A 16,784-nucleotide genomic window follows, 5' to 3' on the forward strand; every position below is an offset into this window, starting at 1 on the left:
CTAATGCCTCGTTGCACTGCTACGCTTTCGTGTCCGCCATCCCGGAGGGGACCGGAGAAACCACCTTGCCGAAAGCCCCGAAGAACTCACCGGCGAGCTTTTTGGCGGTGCTGTCGATCAGCCGCGCACCGAGTTGAGCCATCTTGCCACCGACATTCGCCTGCGCCTCGTAGTTCAGTATGGTCGCCTCGTCCTCTTCCACCAGCCAGACCCGCGCGCCCCCCTTCGCGAAGCCGGCAACACCGCCCTGCCCCTCACCTGTGATGCGATAGGCACTGGGAGGCTCCAGCTCGGACAGTGTGACAGCGCCAGCGAAGGTGGCCTTCATCGGCCCGATCTTCAACACGACCTTAGCCGAGAACTCGGTCGGCGAAGCCTGTGTCAATTCCTGACAACCGGGAATGCACTGACGCAGCACGTTGGGGTCGTTCAGCGCGCGCCACACGTGTTCCCGGGATGCCTCGATGCGTTGTGAGCCGGTTAAGTCCATGATTCACCTGATCGTTTCTGGCATGTGCATGCCGGCGGGGGCGTGGCTCCCCCCATTGTTTCATTGCAACCGCCCCGAACCTTATGAGGCGTAAATAATCGGCCTTCGCCGCCGCTGGATCGAGCCCAGCCGGCGCGGGACACAGCAACGCCCGTGCCAAGCGCCGCAGCACGGGTGTTGCGGCGGCATGTTCCCCGTTATCAGCTCCCGGACGCTGCCTGTATGCCCGCATCCGTGGCGCTTGTTGCATAAAATTCACGCACCCCTAAGTGCCAATCATTGTTGAGCAAAAACCCAACATTGATATGGTCACATAGCACACCATACCTGCCGCAGGGAAAGTGCCCCCAAGAAAGCGCGGCAGGACAGCCTTCCCCGAGGCCCCTCGACCTGTGGGGCAACGTCCGCAAACGGCTCCAGAACAGGGAGACTGACATGTCCAAACAGGGTTTTCTCCGGTCCGCGCAGCTCGCCTTGATGGCGAGCAGTCTTGCGACAGGCCTCCTCGCGACAGTGCCCGCCCGGGCGCAGGACGCCGAAACAATCAAGATCGGCGCGCCGCTCGCCCTCACAGGTGGCCTTGCCGATGAAGGCAAGAAGCAGGACATCGTGTGGAAGATGTGGGTCGAGAAGGTCAATGACGCCGGCGGCCTTCAGGTCGGCGACAAGAAAATGAAGGTCGAGCTGATTGAATATGACTATCAGTCAGAAGGTCAGCGCGCCGGACAGCTCGCAGAAAAGCTGATCAATGACGACAAGGTGCAGTTCTTGTTCGCGCCCTTCGGCTCTGGTCATACTAAGATCGTGGCCGGTGTCGGCGAGCGTTACCAGATTCCGACCATCGCCTGCGTCGCTTCCTCCGAATCCGTCTTCGACCAGAGCTTCAAGCACCTGTTCGGCACCTTGTCGCCGAATGGCGGCATGACGACCGCCATGGTGAAGTTCTTCAAGGAGAAGTTCCCGGAAACCAAGACCATGGCGGTTCTGGGCCGCGACGACGTGTTTCCGAAGTCGATGGCGGAAGGCATCGCCAAGGCCGCGGAAGCCGAGGGTCTGACCGTCGCCTACAAGGAACTCTATCCTGTCGGCACCATGGACCACGCCGCTGCGCTCTCCTCCATCAAGGCGACCAACCCGGACTGGATCTACGTCACCGGCTACACCCAGGACCTCATCCTGGCGCGCAAGCAGATGCAGGACCTCGGTGTCACTGCACCGATCGTCACCATGGTCACCGGCCCGTCCTACAAGGAATTCACCGAGGGTCTGGGCAAGCTTGCCGATGGCGTGACCTCATCGAGCTGGTGGCACCATGCCACGAGCTATGAAGGCCAGGGCGTGTGGCCGACGACCGCTGCCTTCTATGAGGCTTTCAAGGCCAAGACCGGCGGCGACCCCGACTATGTCCACGGCTCGTGCGCGGCTGCCGGCGAAGTGATTGCCGACGCGGTCAAGCGGACCGGCTCGCTGGACAAGGCCAAGGTACGCGACGCGATCGCCGCGACGGACATCCAGACCTTCTACGGGCCCATCAAGTTCGGCCCGAACGGCATGAACCTCGTGCGCGAGCTGCCGATCATCCAGGTCCAGGACGAGGACATCAAGGTCCTGGCCCCGGCCAACATCAAGAACGCCGACATGATCGCGATGCCCAAGTGATCGGGCATCGGGCTAATGGGCTTTGTGTGAGCAGACCAATGCAATGACGAACCAGACCGGATGCCGCTACCAGCGGCATCCGGTCCACCCTATCGGAGGACGTCGCCTTGCCGCTCTTTCCCTCACTGCCTGAAGATGCCTTGGTCAAGGACATCTACCCGCTCAACCCGCCGCTGTTCCGCGAATGGTGCAAGGTCGAGGAATCGATCATGCGCGGCCCATCCGTGTTCTCGCCGGGTGAGCGCGAACTGATGGGCGCGTATTGCTCCCAGCTTAATTCCTGCAGCTACTGCCACTCTTCCCACTGGGAGGCTGCCAAGCTTTTCGGAATAGACGAGGCCGTTTTCGACCCCTTGATGAAGGACATCGAAACCGCGCCGATCGATGACAAGCTCAAGCCGGTCTTCCGCTATCTGAACAAGCTGACGCTGACGCCCTACAAAATGGTGCAGTCGGATGCCGATGCGGTCCTGGCCGCGGGCTGGGACGAGCGGGCGCTTCAGGACATCATTCTGGTGTGCTGCTGCTACGCCTTCATGAACCGCCTCGTCGACGGTCACGGATTGCCTTCCGATCCCGAACTATTCGCCGCGCGTGGCCAGCGCCATTTCCGCGAGGGCTATGTCGCCCAGTATGCCGAGGAGACCTCATGACCGCGCCCCTCGCGAAGCCAATCGGCGTGTGACCCGATGGCCATCTATTTCCAGACCATTGCCAATGGCCTGATGCTCGGCGCGCTCTATGCCTGCCTGGCGGTCGGCTTCTCGCTCGTGTGGGGCGTGTTGAACGTGATCAACATGCTCCACGGATCGTTCATCATCCTCGGCGGGTACATCACCTACTTCGCGTGGCACTTCTACGGCATCCATCCGGTCGCGATGCTGCCGGTGGTTGCCGTACTCATGTTCACCCTCGGCTTCGTCCTGCAGCGTGTCGCGATCAACCGCGTCGTCAGCGCGCCCGTTTTGACCACGCTGACACTGACGTTCGGGCTGGACATGATCCTTTACAACGTGATGACCTACTGGTTCACGGCCACCCCGCGACGCATCACGCTGGATCTGGGCGCGGTGAACCTTGGCTCCGTCGTGCTTCCCGTCGACCGGCTGCTCGGCACCGCCCTCGCCCTGCTCCTGACCTTCCTGCTCTATGCGGTCATGCGCGGCTCCAACATCGGCCGCGCCATCGTCGCGGTGCGTATGGACCGTACCGCCGCTGAGCTGATGGGTATTCGCACGGACCGCATCTACGCGATCACCTTCGGCATCGGCGCGCTCATGGCCGGCGTCGCCGGTGTTGTGTTCGCGATGGTATTCCCGATCACCACGAATGTTACCGGAACCTGGCTCGGCAAGGCTTTCGTTGTCTGCGTCGTCGGAGGCCTCGGCTCGGTGCCGGGCGCTCTGGTCGGCGGGCTTGTTCTTGGCCTCGTTGAGAGCTTCGCCGGGTTCTGGTTCGGCCCGCAGCAGGCCATGACCGCCGGCTTCGTACTCATGCTCATCTTGCTGCTCACCCGTCCGACCGGATTGGTCGGCGTGAAGGGCTACGAATGAAACCGCTCACGCTCTACGGCTCCATCCTCGTCGGCCTTGCCGTGCTCGCGACGACACCGCTCTACGCCGACAACTATGTGCTGCGCACGGCGGCGATGGTCGCGATGTACGGGGCGCTCGCCACCTCGTGGAATTTCATCGGCGGCTTTACAGGCTATCCCTCCTTCTCGACGGCCGCGTTCTTTGGCCTTGGCGCCTATGTCGGGGCGCTGTGCCAGCGTCACGGCATCCCGATGGTGGTATCCTGGGGCATCGCAACGGTTGCGGTCGCCGTTTTTGCGGCGCTGCTCGGCGGCATCATCCTGCGCCTGCGTGGACACTACTTCGCCATCGGCTCCATCGCCGTGGTCGAGCTGTGCCGGCTGATCGTCTCTTCATGGTCGAGCCTCACCGGCGGCGGAGACGGCCTCAACGTTCCTCTGATCCACGCATCTCCGGAAGAACTGATGCGGTTCTTTCTGTACGTGATGCTGGGCATTCTCGCCGCCAGCCTTGTGGTCACGATCATTGTTGATCGCTCGCGTCTCGGCTTCGGCCTGCGCTGCATCCATCAGAACGAGGATGCGGCTGCCATGGTCGGAATCAACACCACGGCCTACAAGATCGCCGCTTACACGCTCTCCGCCGTGTTCTGCGCGACCGCCGGCGCGGCTTACGCCTCCTGGACCGGCTATATCGATCCGACCGATTCCTTCCAGATCGTGATGACGGTCAAGGTGACGGTCATGGCCATCCTGGGCGGGGCCGGGACCATCGCCGGGCCGGCGCTGGGAGCGGCGGCTTTCGTGCTGCTCGAGGAGGTGTTCTGGGCGAACTTTATCGACTGGAACCGCGCCATTCTCGGCGTCGTCATCGTGCTGCTGATCTTCTTCCTGCCCGGCGGCCTGCTCAGCCTGCGCACGCGCCTGCGCCGCGCGACGGGAGGTGCCGCATGAACGACCCCATTCTGCGACTGGAAGGCGTATCGAAGACCTTCGGCGGGCTCAATGCACTCACGGACGTGTCGTTCTCGCTCAATGAGGGCGAAGTGGTCGGCCTAATCGGCCCGAACGGCGCCGGCAAGACCACGCTGGTGAACGTGGTCACCGGCAATCTGCGCCGCAGCTCTGGTCGCATCATGTTCGAGGGCGAGGATGTCGGCACGCAGAAGCCTTACCAGGCAGCGCGGTGCGGGCTCGCGCGCACCTTCCAGATCGTCCAGCCTTTCCCCCAGATGACGGTGCTGGAGAATGTGACCGCCGGGTCGCTGTTCGGCGGCGGTGCAGGATCGCTCGGCGACGCCCGCGACAAGGCGCGGGAAAGCCTTGAATTCGTGGGGCTCGCCCCCTTGGCCGATCGGCCGGCAGCCAACCTCGCTCTGGCCGCGCGCAAACGGCTGGAGCTGGCCAAGAGCCTGGCCATGAACCCCAAGGTGCTCATGCTCGACGAGGTGAACGCCGGGCTGAACTCCTCCGAGATTGACGGTGCGCTCGACCTGATCCGCAAGATCGCCGATCGCGGGGTCACGGTTCTCATCATCGAACATCTGATGAAAGTGGTGCTCTCCCTGTCCAAGCGTCTCCTCGTGCTGCATCACGGCCAGCTCATCGCCGACGGACCGAGCGCGGAGATCGTCGCCGACGAGCGTGTCATCGAAGCCTATCTCGGCCAGAAGTTCGCGGCTCGCCTCAAGGAGATGCATCATGGCTGAACCGCTGCTGTCGCTTGAGGGCGTCACCGCCGGCTATGGCCAGATCCAGGTTCTGTGGGGCATGGACCTCGTCGTGTACCCCGGCGAAGTCGTTGCGCTGGTCGGCTCAAACGGCGCGGGTAAGAGTACCTTGCTGCGCACCATTTCGGGCCTGCTGCGGCCGAATTCCGGCTCCATCCGCTTCGACGGGGCGAACATCGGTGGCGAAAGGCCGGATATCGCCCTGAAGGCGGGTATCGCCCATGTGCCGGAAGGCCGCCGCCTGTTCCGAGGCCTCACCGTGCGCGACAATCTCATGCTGGGCGCCTATCTGCGGGCCGACAAGAGCGAGATCGCGCGGGACCTCGAATGGGTCTTCGAGCTGTTCCCGATCCTTCGTGAGCGTCAACGCCAGGATGCGACCACGCTTTCCGGCGGCGAGCAGCAGATGTGCGCAGTCGGGCGCGGAATCATGTCCCGCCCGCGGCTTTTGATGATCGACGAGCTCTCCCTCGGTCTTTCCCCGCGCATGGTGGAGCACCTCGGCGAAGCCTTGATCGCTCTCAACAAGGCAGGACAGACCATCCTCCTCGTGGAGCAAGACGTCATGACCGCCTTCGACCTCTCGCACCGCGCCTACATCATTGAAAACGGGCGTGTCGCGCGCGGAGGCATCTCGGCGGAACTGGCCAAGGATCCGACGGTCAGCGAAGCCTATCTGTCGATTTAAGGCGCGCGATATGAATAAGAATTTGCACAATTGGTACTATCATTAGTATCATCGAAAATCGCTGATGCGTCTTGCCTCGCTCGCTGCCCGGAAAGCTGCCGCATGAACCCGTTCGACATCCCCACCCACATCGCCGACGACAGCATCCACGCGCGAACCGTGGCGCATCTGCGCGAGCGTGGGATCGTCCTTCCGACCTTTGCCCAGCTTGCCGCGCCGGACACGATTCCGGGAGCCACTCGGCAGATGGCCGAAGCAGCGGACAAGGAAGCGCCCGATCCGCGCAACCTGTTCGGCGTGCACTGGTTCAACAATGCGATGACCGTGGCCGGCCGCAGCGTTCCCGCCTTCACCGAGCTGCCGCGCTCCGTCACCGGCATTGCCGCCCGCATCGTGGTGATGCAGGGCCGGCATTTCCCGATGATCCATGCGCACAAGGTGCTGGCGGCCTATGCGTGTCTGGCGCCGCGCCTGGTGACCGGCATGTTCGACCCCACCCACCATCGTGCGGTTTGGCCCTCGACCGGCAACTACTGCCGTGGCGGCGTTGCCATTTCGCGCATCCTCGGCTGCCGCGGCGTCGCGGTGCTGCCGGGCGGCATGAGCGCGGAACGCTTCAACTGGCTGGAGCAGTGGGTCACCGATCCGTCGGACATCGTCCGCACGCCGGGCACAGAGTCCAACGTGAAGGAAATCTATGACGCCTGCGCCGAGATGGCGAAGGACGAGACCAACTTCATTCTCAACCAGTTCTCCGAATTCCCGAACTACCTCGCTCATTACGCCATGACCGGCGCCGCCGCAGGCGCTCTGTTCGAGGCGCTGAGCGTGGGGAAACCGGACTTGCGCCTCGCCGCCTTCGTTGCGGGAACGGGTTCGGCGGGCACGCTGGGTGCAGGCGACCGGCTGAAGGAACAGTATGGCACCCGCATCGTCGCCATGGAGCCGGAGGAGTGCGCCACGCTGCTCTATAACGGCTTCGGTGAGCACAACATCCAGGGCATCGGTGACAAACATGTGCCGCTGATCCACAATGTCACCAATACCGACATCGTGGTGGGCGTGTCGGATGCGGCGACCGACGATCTGGCACTGCTTTTCGGTTCGGAAGTCGGGCGTGCCTATCTCGCCCAGAGACGCGGCATCGACGCCGCCACCATCGAGGGCCTTGCCCAGCTTGGCCTTTCCGGCATCGGCAATGTCCTGGCCGCGATCAAGACCGCCCGCCGTCTCGACCTCGATGAAAATGACGTCATCCTGACGGTCGCGACCGACGGCGCCGCGCTTTACGAGAGCGAGCGCGCCCAGCATCTCGGCCGCAAGGGAAATGTGTACGACCAGGTGGATGCGGGTGAGGCCTTCGGACAGCACCTGCTGGGCGCGGGCGCCGACCATGTGCTCGAACTCGATCACCGTGATCGCCAGCGCGTGTTCAATCTGGGCTATTACACGTGGGTTGAGCAGCAGGGCATCTCGGTCGAGGACTTCGACCGTCGTCGTCATCAGAGTTTCTGGCGCGGCCTGCACGAGAACCTAGCCATATTTGACGAACTTATCGTCCGCATGAACCGCGATGTCGGCATCGCCAAGGCGGCGTGAGGAGACTGGCGTGACCCCCTTAGCCTATTCCGACTTGCGTCAGCGCACCCGCGAGCGCGATCGCAGCCTGCGTGACAAGGTGACGTCGCTTGAAGAGGCGGCGAAGCTTGTCGGCAATGGCGACCACCTCGCCGTTGGAGGCTGCACGGCCTCACGCACGCCCTTCGCCATGATCTGGGCTCTGGTGCGGGCGCAGAAGCGCGACCTCACGGTCTCGCGCTCCATCATGTCCACCGAGGGAGACATATTTTACGCCTCCGGCCTGTCGACGCATCTCATCACCAGCTGGTTCAGCCAGGGCATCGTGTGGGGTGTCTCGAAGGTGATGCGGGCCTATACCGAGAGCAAACGCGCCCGGTTCGAGGAGTGGAGCCACATGGCGATGGGCCTGCGCTACCGCGCGGGCGCGATGGGCGTGCCATTCCTTCCGATGCGTTCGATGCTCGGCTCGGATGTACTCGGCCAGGTGAGCGGTGATGGAGCGGGACCGGCAGATCCGTCATTCGCGGCGGCCAAGACCATGGAGTGCCCGTTCACGGGCGAGACCCTGCTGGCGGTGCCCGCGCTCAATCCGGACGTCGCCATCATTCACGTCCAGCGCTGCGATGCCTATGGCAATGCTCAGCTCGATGGCCTGACCTTCATGGACATCGATATCGCGATGGCCGCCAATCGGGTCATCCTCACCACCGAGCGGGTGGTGTCCAACGAACAGATCCGCCGCCATCCGGACCAGACAAAGATCGGCTTCTTCACCGTCGACGCCGTCGTCGAAGTTCCCTTCGGCTGCGCCCCGCACGAGTGCTACGGACTCTATGAGCCGTTTTACAGCCACATGGACCTGTACGCCGAGATGACAGGGCGCGACGCCGAGGCGGGCGCGAAGGCCTATCTCGAGCGCTTCTATCACGAGCCCAAGGACTGGGCCGACTATCTCAGTCGTATCGGCATGGCGGAACTGCTGGACGCCCAGCGCCGCGGGAGTGGCATCTATGACGATTGAAGCCGCGCGCACCGGCCTCGCCGGCGCCCTCGCATCCCGGAGCTACACCGCCTCGGAGTTGCTCGGGGTGATGAGCGCACGCCTGCTCAAGGATGGGCAGACCGTCTTCGCCGGCGTTGGCATTCCCCTGCTCGCCGCCATTCTTGCACAGAAGACTCACGCACCTGGGCTAACCATCCTTTTTGAGGGCGGAGTCATCGGTCCGTTCGTGGAGGCGGGCAAGCTGCCGCCTTCCACCAATGAGCAGCGCTGCACGCGCCGCGCCAACATGCTGGTGTCGATCACCGAGGTGCTGCTGATGCTGCAGCGCGGCTATGTCGATGTCGGGTTCATGGGCGGCGCGCAGATCGACCGCTATGGCAATCTCAACTCTTCCTTCATTGGCGACCCGGCCAACCCAAAGATACGGCTGCCGGGGACGGGCGGTGGCAACGACATCGCCAGCCTCGCGGATATGATCGTCGCCATGAAGCATGAAAAACGCCGCTTCGTGGAGAAGGTCGACTTCATCACCAGCCCGGGTTTCATCAATGGTGGCAGGACGCGCGCCGAGGCCGGCCTGCCGGCGGGCGGCATGTTCCGCGTGGTGACGGACCTCGGCATTCTTGGGTTTGACGAGGAGAACCGCGAAATGATGGTGCTCGCCCTTCATCCCGGCGTGACCGCGGCGGACATCAAGGCCAATACCGGATTTGAACTGCCAGTGCCGGCGGACGTTCCCACCACCGAGGCACCCGCGATGGAAGAGCTCGCCATCCTGCGCGAGCTTGACCCGGAACAGCTCTACACGGCCTGAAGGCCACCTCTTAACGTGCAGCGGAGACGATCATGAGTGGCCCGGCCTACGGCGTGGCGATGCGCAACTTCACCCGGTTTCCCGAGATGCCGGACGCGGGAGCGCTGATCGATTACGGCGTGCGGATGGAGGAACTGGGATTCGAGTCGCTCTGGGTCTGGGACCATATCCTTCTGGGTACCGACCCGAACTTCCCCATCATCGACTCGCTGGCCCTGCTGACCGCCGTCGCGGCGCGCACGAAGAGCATCAAGATCGGCACCGGCGTACTGGTCCTGCCACTACGCAATCCGGTGACGCTCGCCAAGCAACTCTCCTCAATTGACCTGATTTCCAATGGTCGGCTGATGCTCGGCGCCGCGGTTGGCTGGTACAAGCGCGAGTTCGACGCCGTCGGCATTCCCTTTGAGCGTCGCGGCAAGATCATGGACCGCAACCTCGATATCCTGCGCCAGCTCTGGACGCAGGATTCAGTCACCGGCCAATGGGATGAGCTGAACCTGCGCAATGCGGTCATGTTCCCCAAGCCGGTGCAGAAGCCGCACCCGCCCATTCTCATCGGCGGGTATGTCGACGTGGTGCTCAAGCGCGTCGCCAAGCGCGGTGATGGCTGGCTGACCTATTTCTATACGCCGGAAGGCTACAACGAGGCTTGGGCGAAGATTTCTGCCTTCGCCGAAGAGGAAGGCCGCGATCCCGCCTCGCTCTACAGCCTCAACCAGTTGCCCATCTATGTTGGCCCGCGTGATGTCGGCATGCCGAAGATGACCGAATGGTTGAACGCGGAATGGGACCTCTCGAAGGGCTCGCTCTCTACCTTCGACAGCGCCATCGTCGGCACGCCAGCCGAATGCGCCGAGCAGATTGCCAGGCACGTCGAGACCGGTGTGAAAAAGATCGTCTTCGTGCCGTATCGGTACGAGAAGGAACAGGTCGATCTGCTGGCCCACGAAGTGCTGCCGCTACTGCGCAAGTGAGTGGCCGGCACGACCCGTTGCAGAGAACGCCGGCTGCAAGGCCGGCGTTTTTCGTCTGGGGGCATGCGGCGCCGCAATGAGCGAAGGAGCGCGGCGGTTAGTCGCCGCGGCCAGGCGCCGCTTGGCTGCAGCCAAAGTCTGTCGGGATGTCGCATACCCCTTGTTGGGGACAAAGCCCTGAAGCTGTCTTCCGTCGCCTCCCCCCGCGTTCATCCGCATCACCCGCGCGGAACGCATCACCACAACTGAGACCGGCGGCCGCGCCGGGACCGGCCGTTCAGCCTCGGGCGGCGCGACTGCCGATCTTAGCGAACTTCCCGGCCGCGGCTTCCACGCGGGGTTTCAACGCCTCAGCGGCGTAAGAGCGCTGCTTCTGCCGCGACGGTGCATCGCCATAGGCCGTCGTGCGCTGGCGCGCGAGGCGTCCGGCCGCGCGGATAGCCGCCTCCATCCGGTCTGGCGGGAACTCCTGACCATGAGAGCCCCCAGCGGCACGACTGATCGATTCATCCATCAGCGTGCCGCCGATATCGTTCGCCCCCGACTTCAGGGCGGCGACAAGGCCGCCCTCACCGAGCTTCACCCAGCTGGCCTGAATGTTGGGAATCAACGGGTTGAGTACCAGCCGCCCGACCGCGTGCATCAGCAGCGCCTCACGCCGGCTGGGGCCCTGCCGTGTGCCACCCTTCAAATAGAGCGGCGCCTCCATGTGCAGGAAGGGCAGAGGGACAAATTCGGTGATGCCACCGGTTTCCGCCTGAAGATGGCGCAGCCGCAAAAGATGGCGCGCCCAGTGCCGATAGTGCTCCACATGGCCGAACATGATGGTCGAGGTCGTCTTCAGTCCGACACGATGTGCCGCGGCGACGGTCTCCAGCCATTCGGCTGTGTTGAGCTTGTCCGGGCAGATCACAGCGCGAACCTCGTCGTCGAGGATCTCAGCTGCGGTTCCCGGCAGCGTGCCCAATCCCGCCTCTTTCAGCCGCAGCAGGAACTCCGGGACCGGAATGTCGAGCGTTGACGCCCCATGCCGCACTTCCAGCGCTGAGAACGCGTGAATGTGCATGTCCGGTACCGCCTGCTTCACGGCCCGGACGATGGCGAGGTAGGTTTCCCCCGAGAAATCCGGATGGATGCCGCCCTGCATGCAGACCTCGGTCGCCCCACGCTCCCAGGCTTCGCGCGCACGACGCTGGATCTCGGCGAGGTCGAGCTCATACGGCTTGCCGCGCAGATGTTCGTTCTGCTTGCCCTTTGAGAAGGCGCAGAAGCCGCAGCGGTAGGCGCAGACATTGGTGTAATTGATGTTGCGCGTGACGACATAGGACACGGTCTCGCCCACCATGCGCCGCCGCAACTCGTCCGCCGCCTCACCCACGCGCAAGGCCTCGTCCCCGCGCGCCTCGAACAGCCGCACGATCTCGGGTTCGGACAGTTCGTGCCCGTCGAATGCCCTGTCGAACAAGACGTCGAGATGCCGGCCCTCGCCTGCAATTGCGGGACTCACAGGCCATTCGATGACGGTCTCGTCGAAATCCTCGCCCTCACCGACCCGCCAGCCGCTCTCATGGGCGAACCCGCCGGCATCGGCGCGGTGTAGCGCATGAGGTCTGATGGCTTCGTCGAGCCAGCTTCCTGCCGCGTGGAGAAAGGCAGGATAGACAGCGAGCCTAGGCGCCAACACCTTGCCGGCCCTAGCCGTCGCATTGGCGAGCGCGGCAAGCGCGGGCCAGGGCGCTTCCGGGTTCACGTGGTCGGGGGTCACTGGAGAGACCCCGCCCCAGTCGTTAATGCCTGCGTCGATGAGGGCCTTGAGGCCCTCCGGCTGAAGATTGGGTGGGGCCTGCACCGAGACATCGGTACCGAGGATCAACCGCGCCACGGCCACGGTCCACAGATGATCTTCCAGAGTAGGCTCGGGAGCGCCAGCCATCCGGGTCCCGACCTTGGCACGGAAGTTCTGGATGATGACTTCCTGCACATGCCCGTGGCGCTCATGGCTGTCGCGGATGGCAAGCAGGGCGTCGATCCGTTCCTCGCGGGTCTCGCCAATGCCGATGAGCAGGCCGGTCGTGAAAGGCACGCGAGCCCGACCCGCCGCCTCCAGCGTCGCCAGACGCACCAACGGCTCTTTGTCCGGCGAGCCGAAATGCGGGCCTCCGCGCGCCGACAGCCGCGCCGACGTGGTCTCGATCATCATGCCCTGTGAGGCGGAGACGGAGCGCAGAACACGCAGCTCATCCTCGCTCATCACACCGGCATTGAGGTGAGGTAGCAAGCCCGTCTCTTTGAGAACCAAGCCAGCCATGGCAGCGAGATAGTCGAGCGTCGAAGTATAGCCCAGTGCCGCGAGTTCCTCGCGCACCACCTTGTACCGAAGCTCAGGCTTGTCTCCGAGGGTGAACAACGCCTCGTCACAGCCAACGCGCGCGCCCGCGCGCGCGATCTCCAGCACCTCCTCCGGTGTCAGGAAGGCCCGCTGCCCCTTACGGGGCGGATGGGCAAAGGTGCAGTAGCGGCACACATCGCGGCAGAGCTGGGTGAGCGGGATGAACACCTTGCGCGACACCGTAACGGTGCTACCAAAACCGGTGTCGCGTCGCCGCGCCGCCGCATCCATCAGTGTGGGCAGATCGACCCAGTCCGCCAGCGCCCGTGCCTCGGCCGAGGCAAGTCTCGCCCCGGCAGCCGCCGCCTCCAGCCGTTGCCGCATTGGCTTCAGCCCTTCATCATCTCAGGTATCGTCACCAACTCAACACCCGCCTTGCGCAGCGCCTCGCAGCAAGACTGCGCCACCGCAATCGCGGTGGGCTCGTCGCCATGGATACACAGCGAATCGAATTTGGTCGGCATTTTCTTGCCGTTGACGGAGATGATCTCACCATCCAGCACCATGCGGACCGTACGTTCGGCGGCGAGCTTGGGATCCTTGATGACCGCACGCGGATCGGTGCGGGTGAGCAGATTGCCCTCGTCATCATAAAGCCGATCGATGAACGCTTCGCGCGCCAGCGGCAGGCCAAGGTCGGTCGCCGCCTTCTCCATCTGGGACTGCGACAGGGCGAGATAATAGAGGGAAGGGTCCACGGTCTTGATCGCGCGACCGATGGCCATCGCGTAGTCACGGTCGATGGCGCACATATTGTTCAGCGCGCCGTGTGGCTTCACATGGGTCACCTTGATGCCCGCATAGGCCGCCATGCCGGCGAGCGCGCCGAGCTGATAGGCGACGAGGTATTCGAGATCGTTGGCGTTCATGCGGATCTGCCGGCGCCCGAAGCCCCATACATCGTTAAAACCTGGATGGGCGCCGATCGAGACGCCGCGTTCCTTGGCCTTCAGGCAGACCTCGCGCATGACCGTCGCGTCGCCGCCATGCTGGCCGCAGGCGACGTTCACGCTCTGAACGATGCTCAGGATCGCGTCGTCATTGCCGATGTTGTAGTGCCCATAGCCCTCTCCCATATCGGCATTGATGTTGATGCGCACCGCCACGAGCCCTCTCCTTATTGCTGTACGTTCGCGATATTAACATCTTAAATAATAATGGATTTCAAGATCAAACGTACTAACATTAGTACGATTGCCGCAACGGCCGGTAGCGGCCCGCGCGCGCGCCGACGCAGGCGGAGGAGCCATGACCGGATCGACAGAGCCGACGGACAGGCGCATTGGCGCGCTCGCGCGCTTTCTGCCCGTGGGTGACACGGCATTCGCGGTGGAATTCGGTGACCGTATTGCACCCGAAATCAATGCCCTGGTCCACCGCGCCGCCGCCGTACTGGCCGAGGCCGCGCCCGAAGGCATGGTCGAGACGGTGCCGAGTTTCCGCTCCCTGCTGGTGAACTATGACCCACGCGCAACGTCGGCCGCCACGCTTCAGCGCGTTCTCGGCGACCTCGATCTCGGCGAAACCGTGCAGGGCGAACTTCAACGCATATGGCGGATACCCGTGCTTTATGGTGGTGAAGCGGGGCCGGACCTCGACGCGGTAGCATCGGCCACCGGTCTTTCGAGCGATGAGGTGATCACCCGCCACTCAGGCGAGGTCTACCGGGTTTACGTACAGGGGTTCCTGCCCGGCTTCGCCTATCTGGGAGACATCGTTCCCGAACTCGATCTGCCGCGCCTCACGACGCCCCGCGTCCGGGTACCGCCGGGGTCGGTCGCCATTGCGCAGCGCATGACCGGTATCTATCCGGTAGCCTCGCCGGGCGGCTGGCGGCTTCTCGGCAATACGCCGGTTCGGCTGTTCGATCCTACGCAGTCGCCACCGACATTGTTCGCGCCGGGCGATGGCGTGCGGTTCGTGCCGGTCGATGCGCAGAGCCACGCTGCCATCCAGCGGAAGGTGGCAGAAGGCGCCTATGTGCCTGACCAGGAGGGGGCGGCATGACGGTCCGCCTGCGCTTCACCCAGCCCGGCCCTCAAACCAGCGTGCAGGATCTCGGCCGCACGGGCTTCCAGGCCTATGGCGTGCCGGTCTGCGGTGCGTTGGACCCGGTTGCGCTGCGCCTCGCAAACGCGCTTGTCGGCAATGCTGAAACCCTCGCCGCGCTCGAATGCCGGCTCGCAGGCCCCCATTTCACCGTGGAAGGCGGCACCGCGCGGCTCGCGGTTGCCGGCGCCGACGTGACGATCGATGTGACGTTTGAGGGTGAGACGCGGCGCTTTCCTGCCTGGAGAGCGATCGACGTGCCCGCCGATGCGAGCGTCCGCGTTGGCGCCCTTTCCAGGAGCGGCTGCGCCGTGCTCGCCGTGGCGGGTGGCATCGAAGTGCCCGTCGTCCTCGGCTCACGCGCCACCGATCTCAAGGGCGGCTTCGGCGGATATCAAGGGCGCCCTGTGGGCAGCGGTGACGTCCTGCCGGTCGGCCCGACTTCGCCCCATGGTCGCTGCCTCGAACTACCCTCCCCGCCAGAGCTGTCCGCCTCCGGGCCGTTACGCGTCGTCCTCGGACCTCAGTCGGAAGCGTTCACGGAAGAGGGAATCGCAACGTTCCTCGGTTCGACCTACCGTGTCTCGCGCGATGCGGATCGCATGGGCATGCGGCTCGATGGCCCCCCGCTCGCCTTCCGCGTCAGCGCCGACATCGTGTCCGACGGTATCGCCAACGGGTCGATCCAGGTGCCGGGCTCGGGACTGCCCATCGTTCTGCTCGCCGATCACCAGACCATCGGTGGCTATGCGAAGGTCGCGACCGTCATCTCCTCGGACCTGCCTGCCGCTGGACGCCTTCTGCCAGGGGCGGAACTGCGGTTCACCTCCGTGTCGGTGGAGGAAGCGGAGGTAGCGCGCCGTACTCTGGAGGATGACATCTCTCGGCTGATAGCCTCATTCGTCCCGGTGCGGGAAGCCGCGCATGTCGACGAGGCTGCCCTGCTGACCGAGAATCTGATCTCGGGCGTTGTATCCGCTTGGGAAAGCGAATAACCGCGCCGAGCGCGGGATAGGATTGCGTGATACTGAAGATAGAACGTTCTGACTGATTCCGACGCCATGGCCGAGGCGACAGCCACAACCACGGCACCTGGGAAACCGATATTGCCGATGCTCAAGGATTCCGTGGCCGCACTGGCCAGTCCCGACTACCGCCGCAGCCCGGTGCCCCGCTATCTGCAGATCGCGGGCGTTATCCGGCGCCGTATCGAAGACGGCGTGTGGAAGCCCAATGAGAAGATCTCGACGCTTCAGGAGCTGGAGGCGGAGTTCCGCGTCGCCCGCGTCACGGTTCGGCAGGCGGTGGAAGTGCTCCAGAGCGAGGGTCTGGTTCGGCGTATCCAGGGCAAGGGCACCTTCGTGTCCGGCTCGGTCGAGGAGAAGCGCTGGCTGAAGCTGGATCTGAAGTGGCACTCGCTGGCCGGCACCATTGGTGCCAATGTCCCGCGCTTCCTACCCGTGACGACCACTCCGCCGCCCCCGCCCATCCGCGCCGAGGATGGGACCGCGGCCCCGCATTATCGCTATCTCGAAAGCGTTCAATCCCGCCGCGGCCAGCCCTACTCCTTCGCCAAGGTCTATTTCGACGAACGGCTCTACGCGCTGGCTCCCGCCCGCTTCGATCGGGAGCCAACCATCAGCGTGGTGGCCACGCTCGAAGGGCTCAAGGTGCGGCGCGCGCGGCAGAGCTTCATCGTTGGAACGGTGGAGCCACGGGTCGCCAACCTGCTCGCCACCGGCATCGGCTTCCCGACCGTAGAAGCCCACCTTGCGGTGACGGATGAGAACGACGTCGTCATCTATATTGCCGACATCATCTACCGCGGCGATTGCGTGCAGCTCGACGTCGACCTGCTGCGCTGAAGGCG

16 protein-coding genes are annotated in these 16,784 nt (G+C 64.0%); 13 read left to right on the forward strand and 3 right to left on the reverse strand.

Going from position 1 to position 16,784, the window contains the following annotated elements; all coding sequences use genetic code 11:
* Positions 1 to 19: 19 nt before the first annotated feature.
* Positions 20 to 490 (reverse strand): SRPBCC family protein, encoded by a 471-nt coding sequence (locus G3A50_RS01635; RefSeq protein ID WP_163073512.1) that lies wholly within the window; start codon positions 488 to 490, stop codon positions 20 to 22.
* Positions 491 to 925: 435 nt separating this feature from the next.
* Here G3A50_RS01635 and G3A50_RS01640 point away from each other — a divergent pair, with 435 nt between their 5' ends.
* From G3A50_RS01640 to G3A50_RS01685, 10 genes are all read left to right on the forward strand, one after another.
* The gene (locus tag G3A50_RS01640) at positions 926 to 2,149 is read left to right on the forward strand and encodes an amino acid ABC transporter substrate-binding protein (RefSeq protein WP_163073514.1); all 1,224 of its coding nucleotides are present in this window, start codon (positions 926 to 928) and stop codon (positions 2,147 to 2,149) included.
* 107 nt (positions 2,150 to 2,256) lie between these two features.
* The gene (locus tag G3A50_RS01645; RefSeq protein WP_163073515.1) at positions 2,257 to 2,802 is read left to right on the forward strand and encodes a carboxymuconolactone decarboxylase family protein; all 546 of its coding nucleotides are present in this window, start codon (positions 2,257 to 2,259) and stop codon (positions 2,800 to 2,802) included.
* Between the two features lie 36 nt (positions 2,803 to 2,838).
* A complete protein-coding gene (locus G3A50_RS01650; RefSeq protein WP_163073517.1) occupies positions 2,839 to 3,702 on the forward strand; it encodes a branched-chain amino acid ABC transporter permease in 864 nt (287 codons plus the stop codon).
* The gene (locus G3A50_RS01655; RefSeq protein WP_163073519.1) at positions 3,699 to 4,637 is read left to right on the forward strand and encodes a branched-chain amino acid ABC transporter permease; all 939 of its coding nucleotides are present in this window, start codon (positions 3,699 to 3,701) and stop codon (positions 4,635 to 4,637) included. The genes G3A50_RS01650 and G3A50_RS01655 overlap by 4 nt, the downstream gene beginning before the upstream one ends.
* On the forward strand, positions 4,634 to 5,392 hold the full coding sequence (locus tag G3A50_RS01660) for an ABC transporter ATP-binding protein (protein WP_163073521.1): 759 nt from the start codon (positions 4,634 to 4,636) through the stop codon (positions 5,390 to 5,392). The genes G3A50_RS01655 and G3A50_RS01660 overlap by 4 nt, the downstream gene beginning before the upstream one ends.
* Positions 5,385 to 6,101, forward strand: coding sequence for an ABC transporter ATP-binding protein (locus G3A50_RS01665; protein WP_163073522.1), 717 nt, complete (start codon positions 5,385 to 5,387; stop codon positions 6,099 to 6,101). The genes G3A50_RS01660 and G3A50_RS01665 overlap by 8 nt, the downstream gene beginning before the upstream one ends.
* A 102-nt stretch (positions 6,102 to 6,203) precedes the next feature.
* Complete coding sequence (locus G3A50_RS01670) at positions 6,204 to 7,700, forward strand: pyridoxal-phosphate dependent enzyme (protein WP_163073524.1); 1,497 nt, start codon at positions 6,204 to 6,206, stop codon at positions 7,698 to 7,700.
* On the forward strand, positions 7,675 to 8,703 hold the full coding sequence (locus tag G3A50_RS01675) for a CoA transferase subunit A (protein ID WP_210255200.1): 1,029 nt from the start codon (positions 7,675 to 7,677) through the stop codon (positions 8,701 to 8,703). The genes G3A50_RS01670 and G3A50_RS01675 overlap by 26 nt, the downstream gene beginning before the upstream one ends.
* Positions 8,693 to 9,499, forward strand: coding sequence for a CoA-transferase subunit beta (locus G3A50_RS01680; RefSeq protein ID WP_163073528.1), 807 nt, complete (start codon positions 8,693 to 8,695; stop codon positions 9,497 to 9,499). Before G3A50_RS01675 ends, G3A50_RS01680 begins: the two co-directional genes overlap by 11 nt.
* A gap of 32 nt (positions 9,500 to 9,531) precedes the next feature.
* The gene (locus G3A50_RS01685) at positions 9,532 to 10,476 is read left to right on the forward strand and encodes an LLM class flavin-dependent oxidoreductase (protein ID WP_163073530.1); all 945 of its coding nucleotides are present in this window, start codon (positions 9,532 to 9,534) and stop codon (positions 10,474 to 10,476) included.
* Between the two features lie 277 nt (positions 10,477 to 10,753).
* Here G3A50_RS01685 and cofH read toward each other — a convergent pair whose 3' ends face one another.
* Together cofH and G3A50_RS01695 are read right to left on the reverse strand one after the other, a co-directional pair.
* Positions 10,754 to 13,189 (reverse strand): 5-amino-6-(D-ribitylamino)uracil--L-tyrosine 4-hydroxyphenyl transferase CofH, encoded by a 2,436-nt coding sequence (cofH, locus tag G3A50_RS01690; protein ID WP_163073531.1) that lies wholly within the window; start codon positions 13,187 to 13,189, stop codon positions 10,754 to 10,756.
* Between the two features lie 5 nt (positions 13,190 to 13,194).
* On the reverse strand, positions 13,195 to 13,971 hold the full coding sequence (locus G3A50_RS01695) for a LamB/YcsF family protein (protein WP_281355832.1): 777 nt from the start codon (positions 13,969 to 13,971) through the stop codon (positions 13,195 to 13,197).
* A gap of 142 nt (positions 13,972 to 14,113) precedes the next feature.
* On the opposite strand from G3A50_RS01695, the gene pxpB reads away from it, so the two are divergent.
* The 3 genes from pxpB to G3A50_RS01710 all read left to right on the forward strand — a co-directional run bounded on the left by pxpB (position 14,114) and on the right by G3A50_RS01710 (position 16,779).
* The gene (gene pxpB, locus G3A50_RS01700) at positions 14,114 to 14,872 is read left to right on the forward strand and encodes a 5-oxoprolinase subunit PxpB (RefSeq protein ID WP_163073533.1); all 759 of its coding nucleotides are present in this window, start codon (positions 14,114 to 14,116) and stop codon (positions 14,870 to 14,872) included.
* Positions 14,869 to 15,909, forward strand: a complete 1,041-nt coding sequence (locus G3A50_RS01705; protein ID WP_163073534.1) for a 5-oxoprolinase subunit C family protein — start codon at positions 14,869 to 14,871, stop codon at positions 15,907 to 15,909. The genes pxpB and G3A50_RS01705 overlap by 4 nt, the downstream gene beginning before the upstream one ends.
* A 117-nt stretch (positions 15,910 to 16,026) precedes the next feature.
* On the forward strand, positions 16,027 to 16,779 hold the full coding sequence (locus tag G3A50_RS01710) for a GntR family transcriptional regulator (protein ID WP_163073535.1): 753 nt from the start codon (positions 16,027 to 16,029) through the stop codon (positions 16,777 to 16,779).
* The last annotated feature ends 5 nt before the right edge of the window (positions 16,780 to 16,784 follow it).

The organism is Ancylobacter pratisalsi, from assembly GCF_010669125.1.
Classification (GTDB): Bacteria; Pseudomonadota; Alphaproteobacteria; order Rhizobiales; family Xanthobacteraceae; genus Ancylobacter; species Ancylobacter pratisalsi.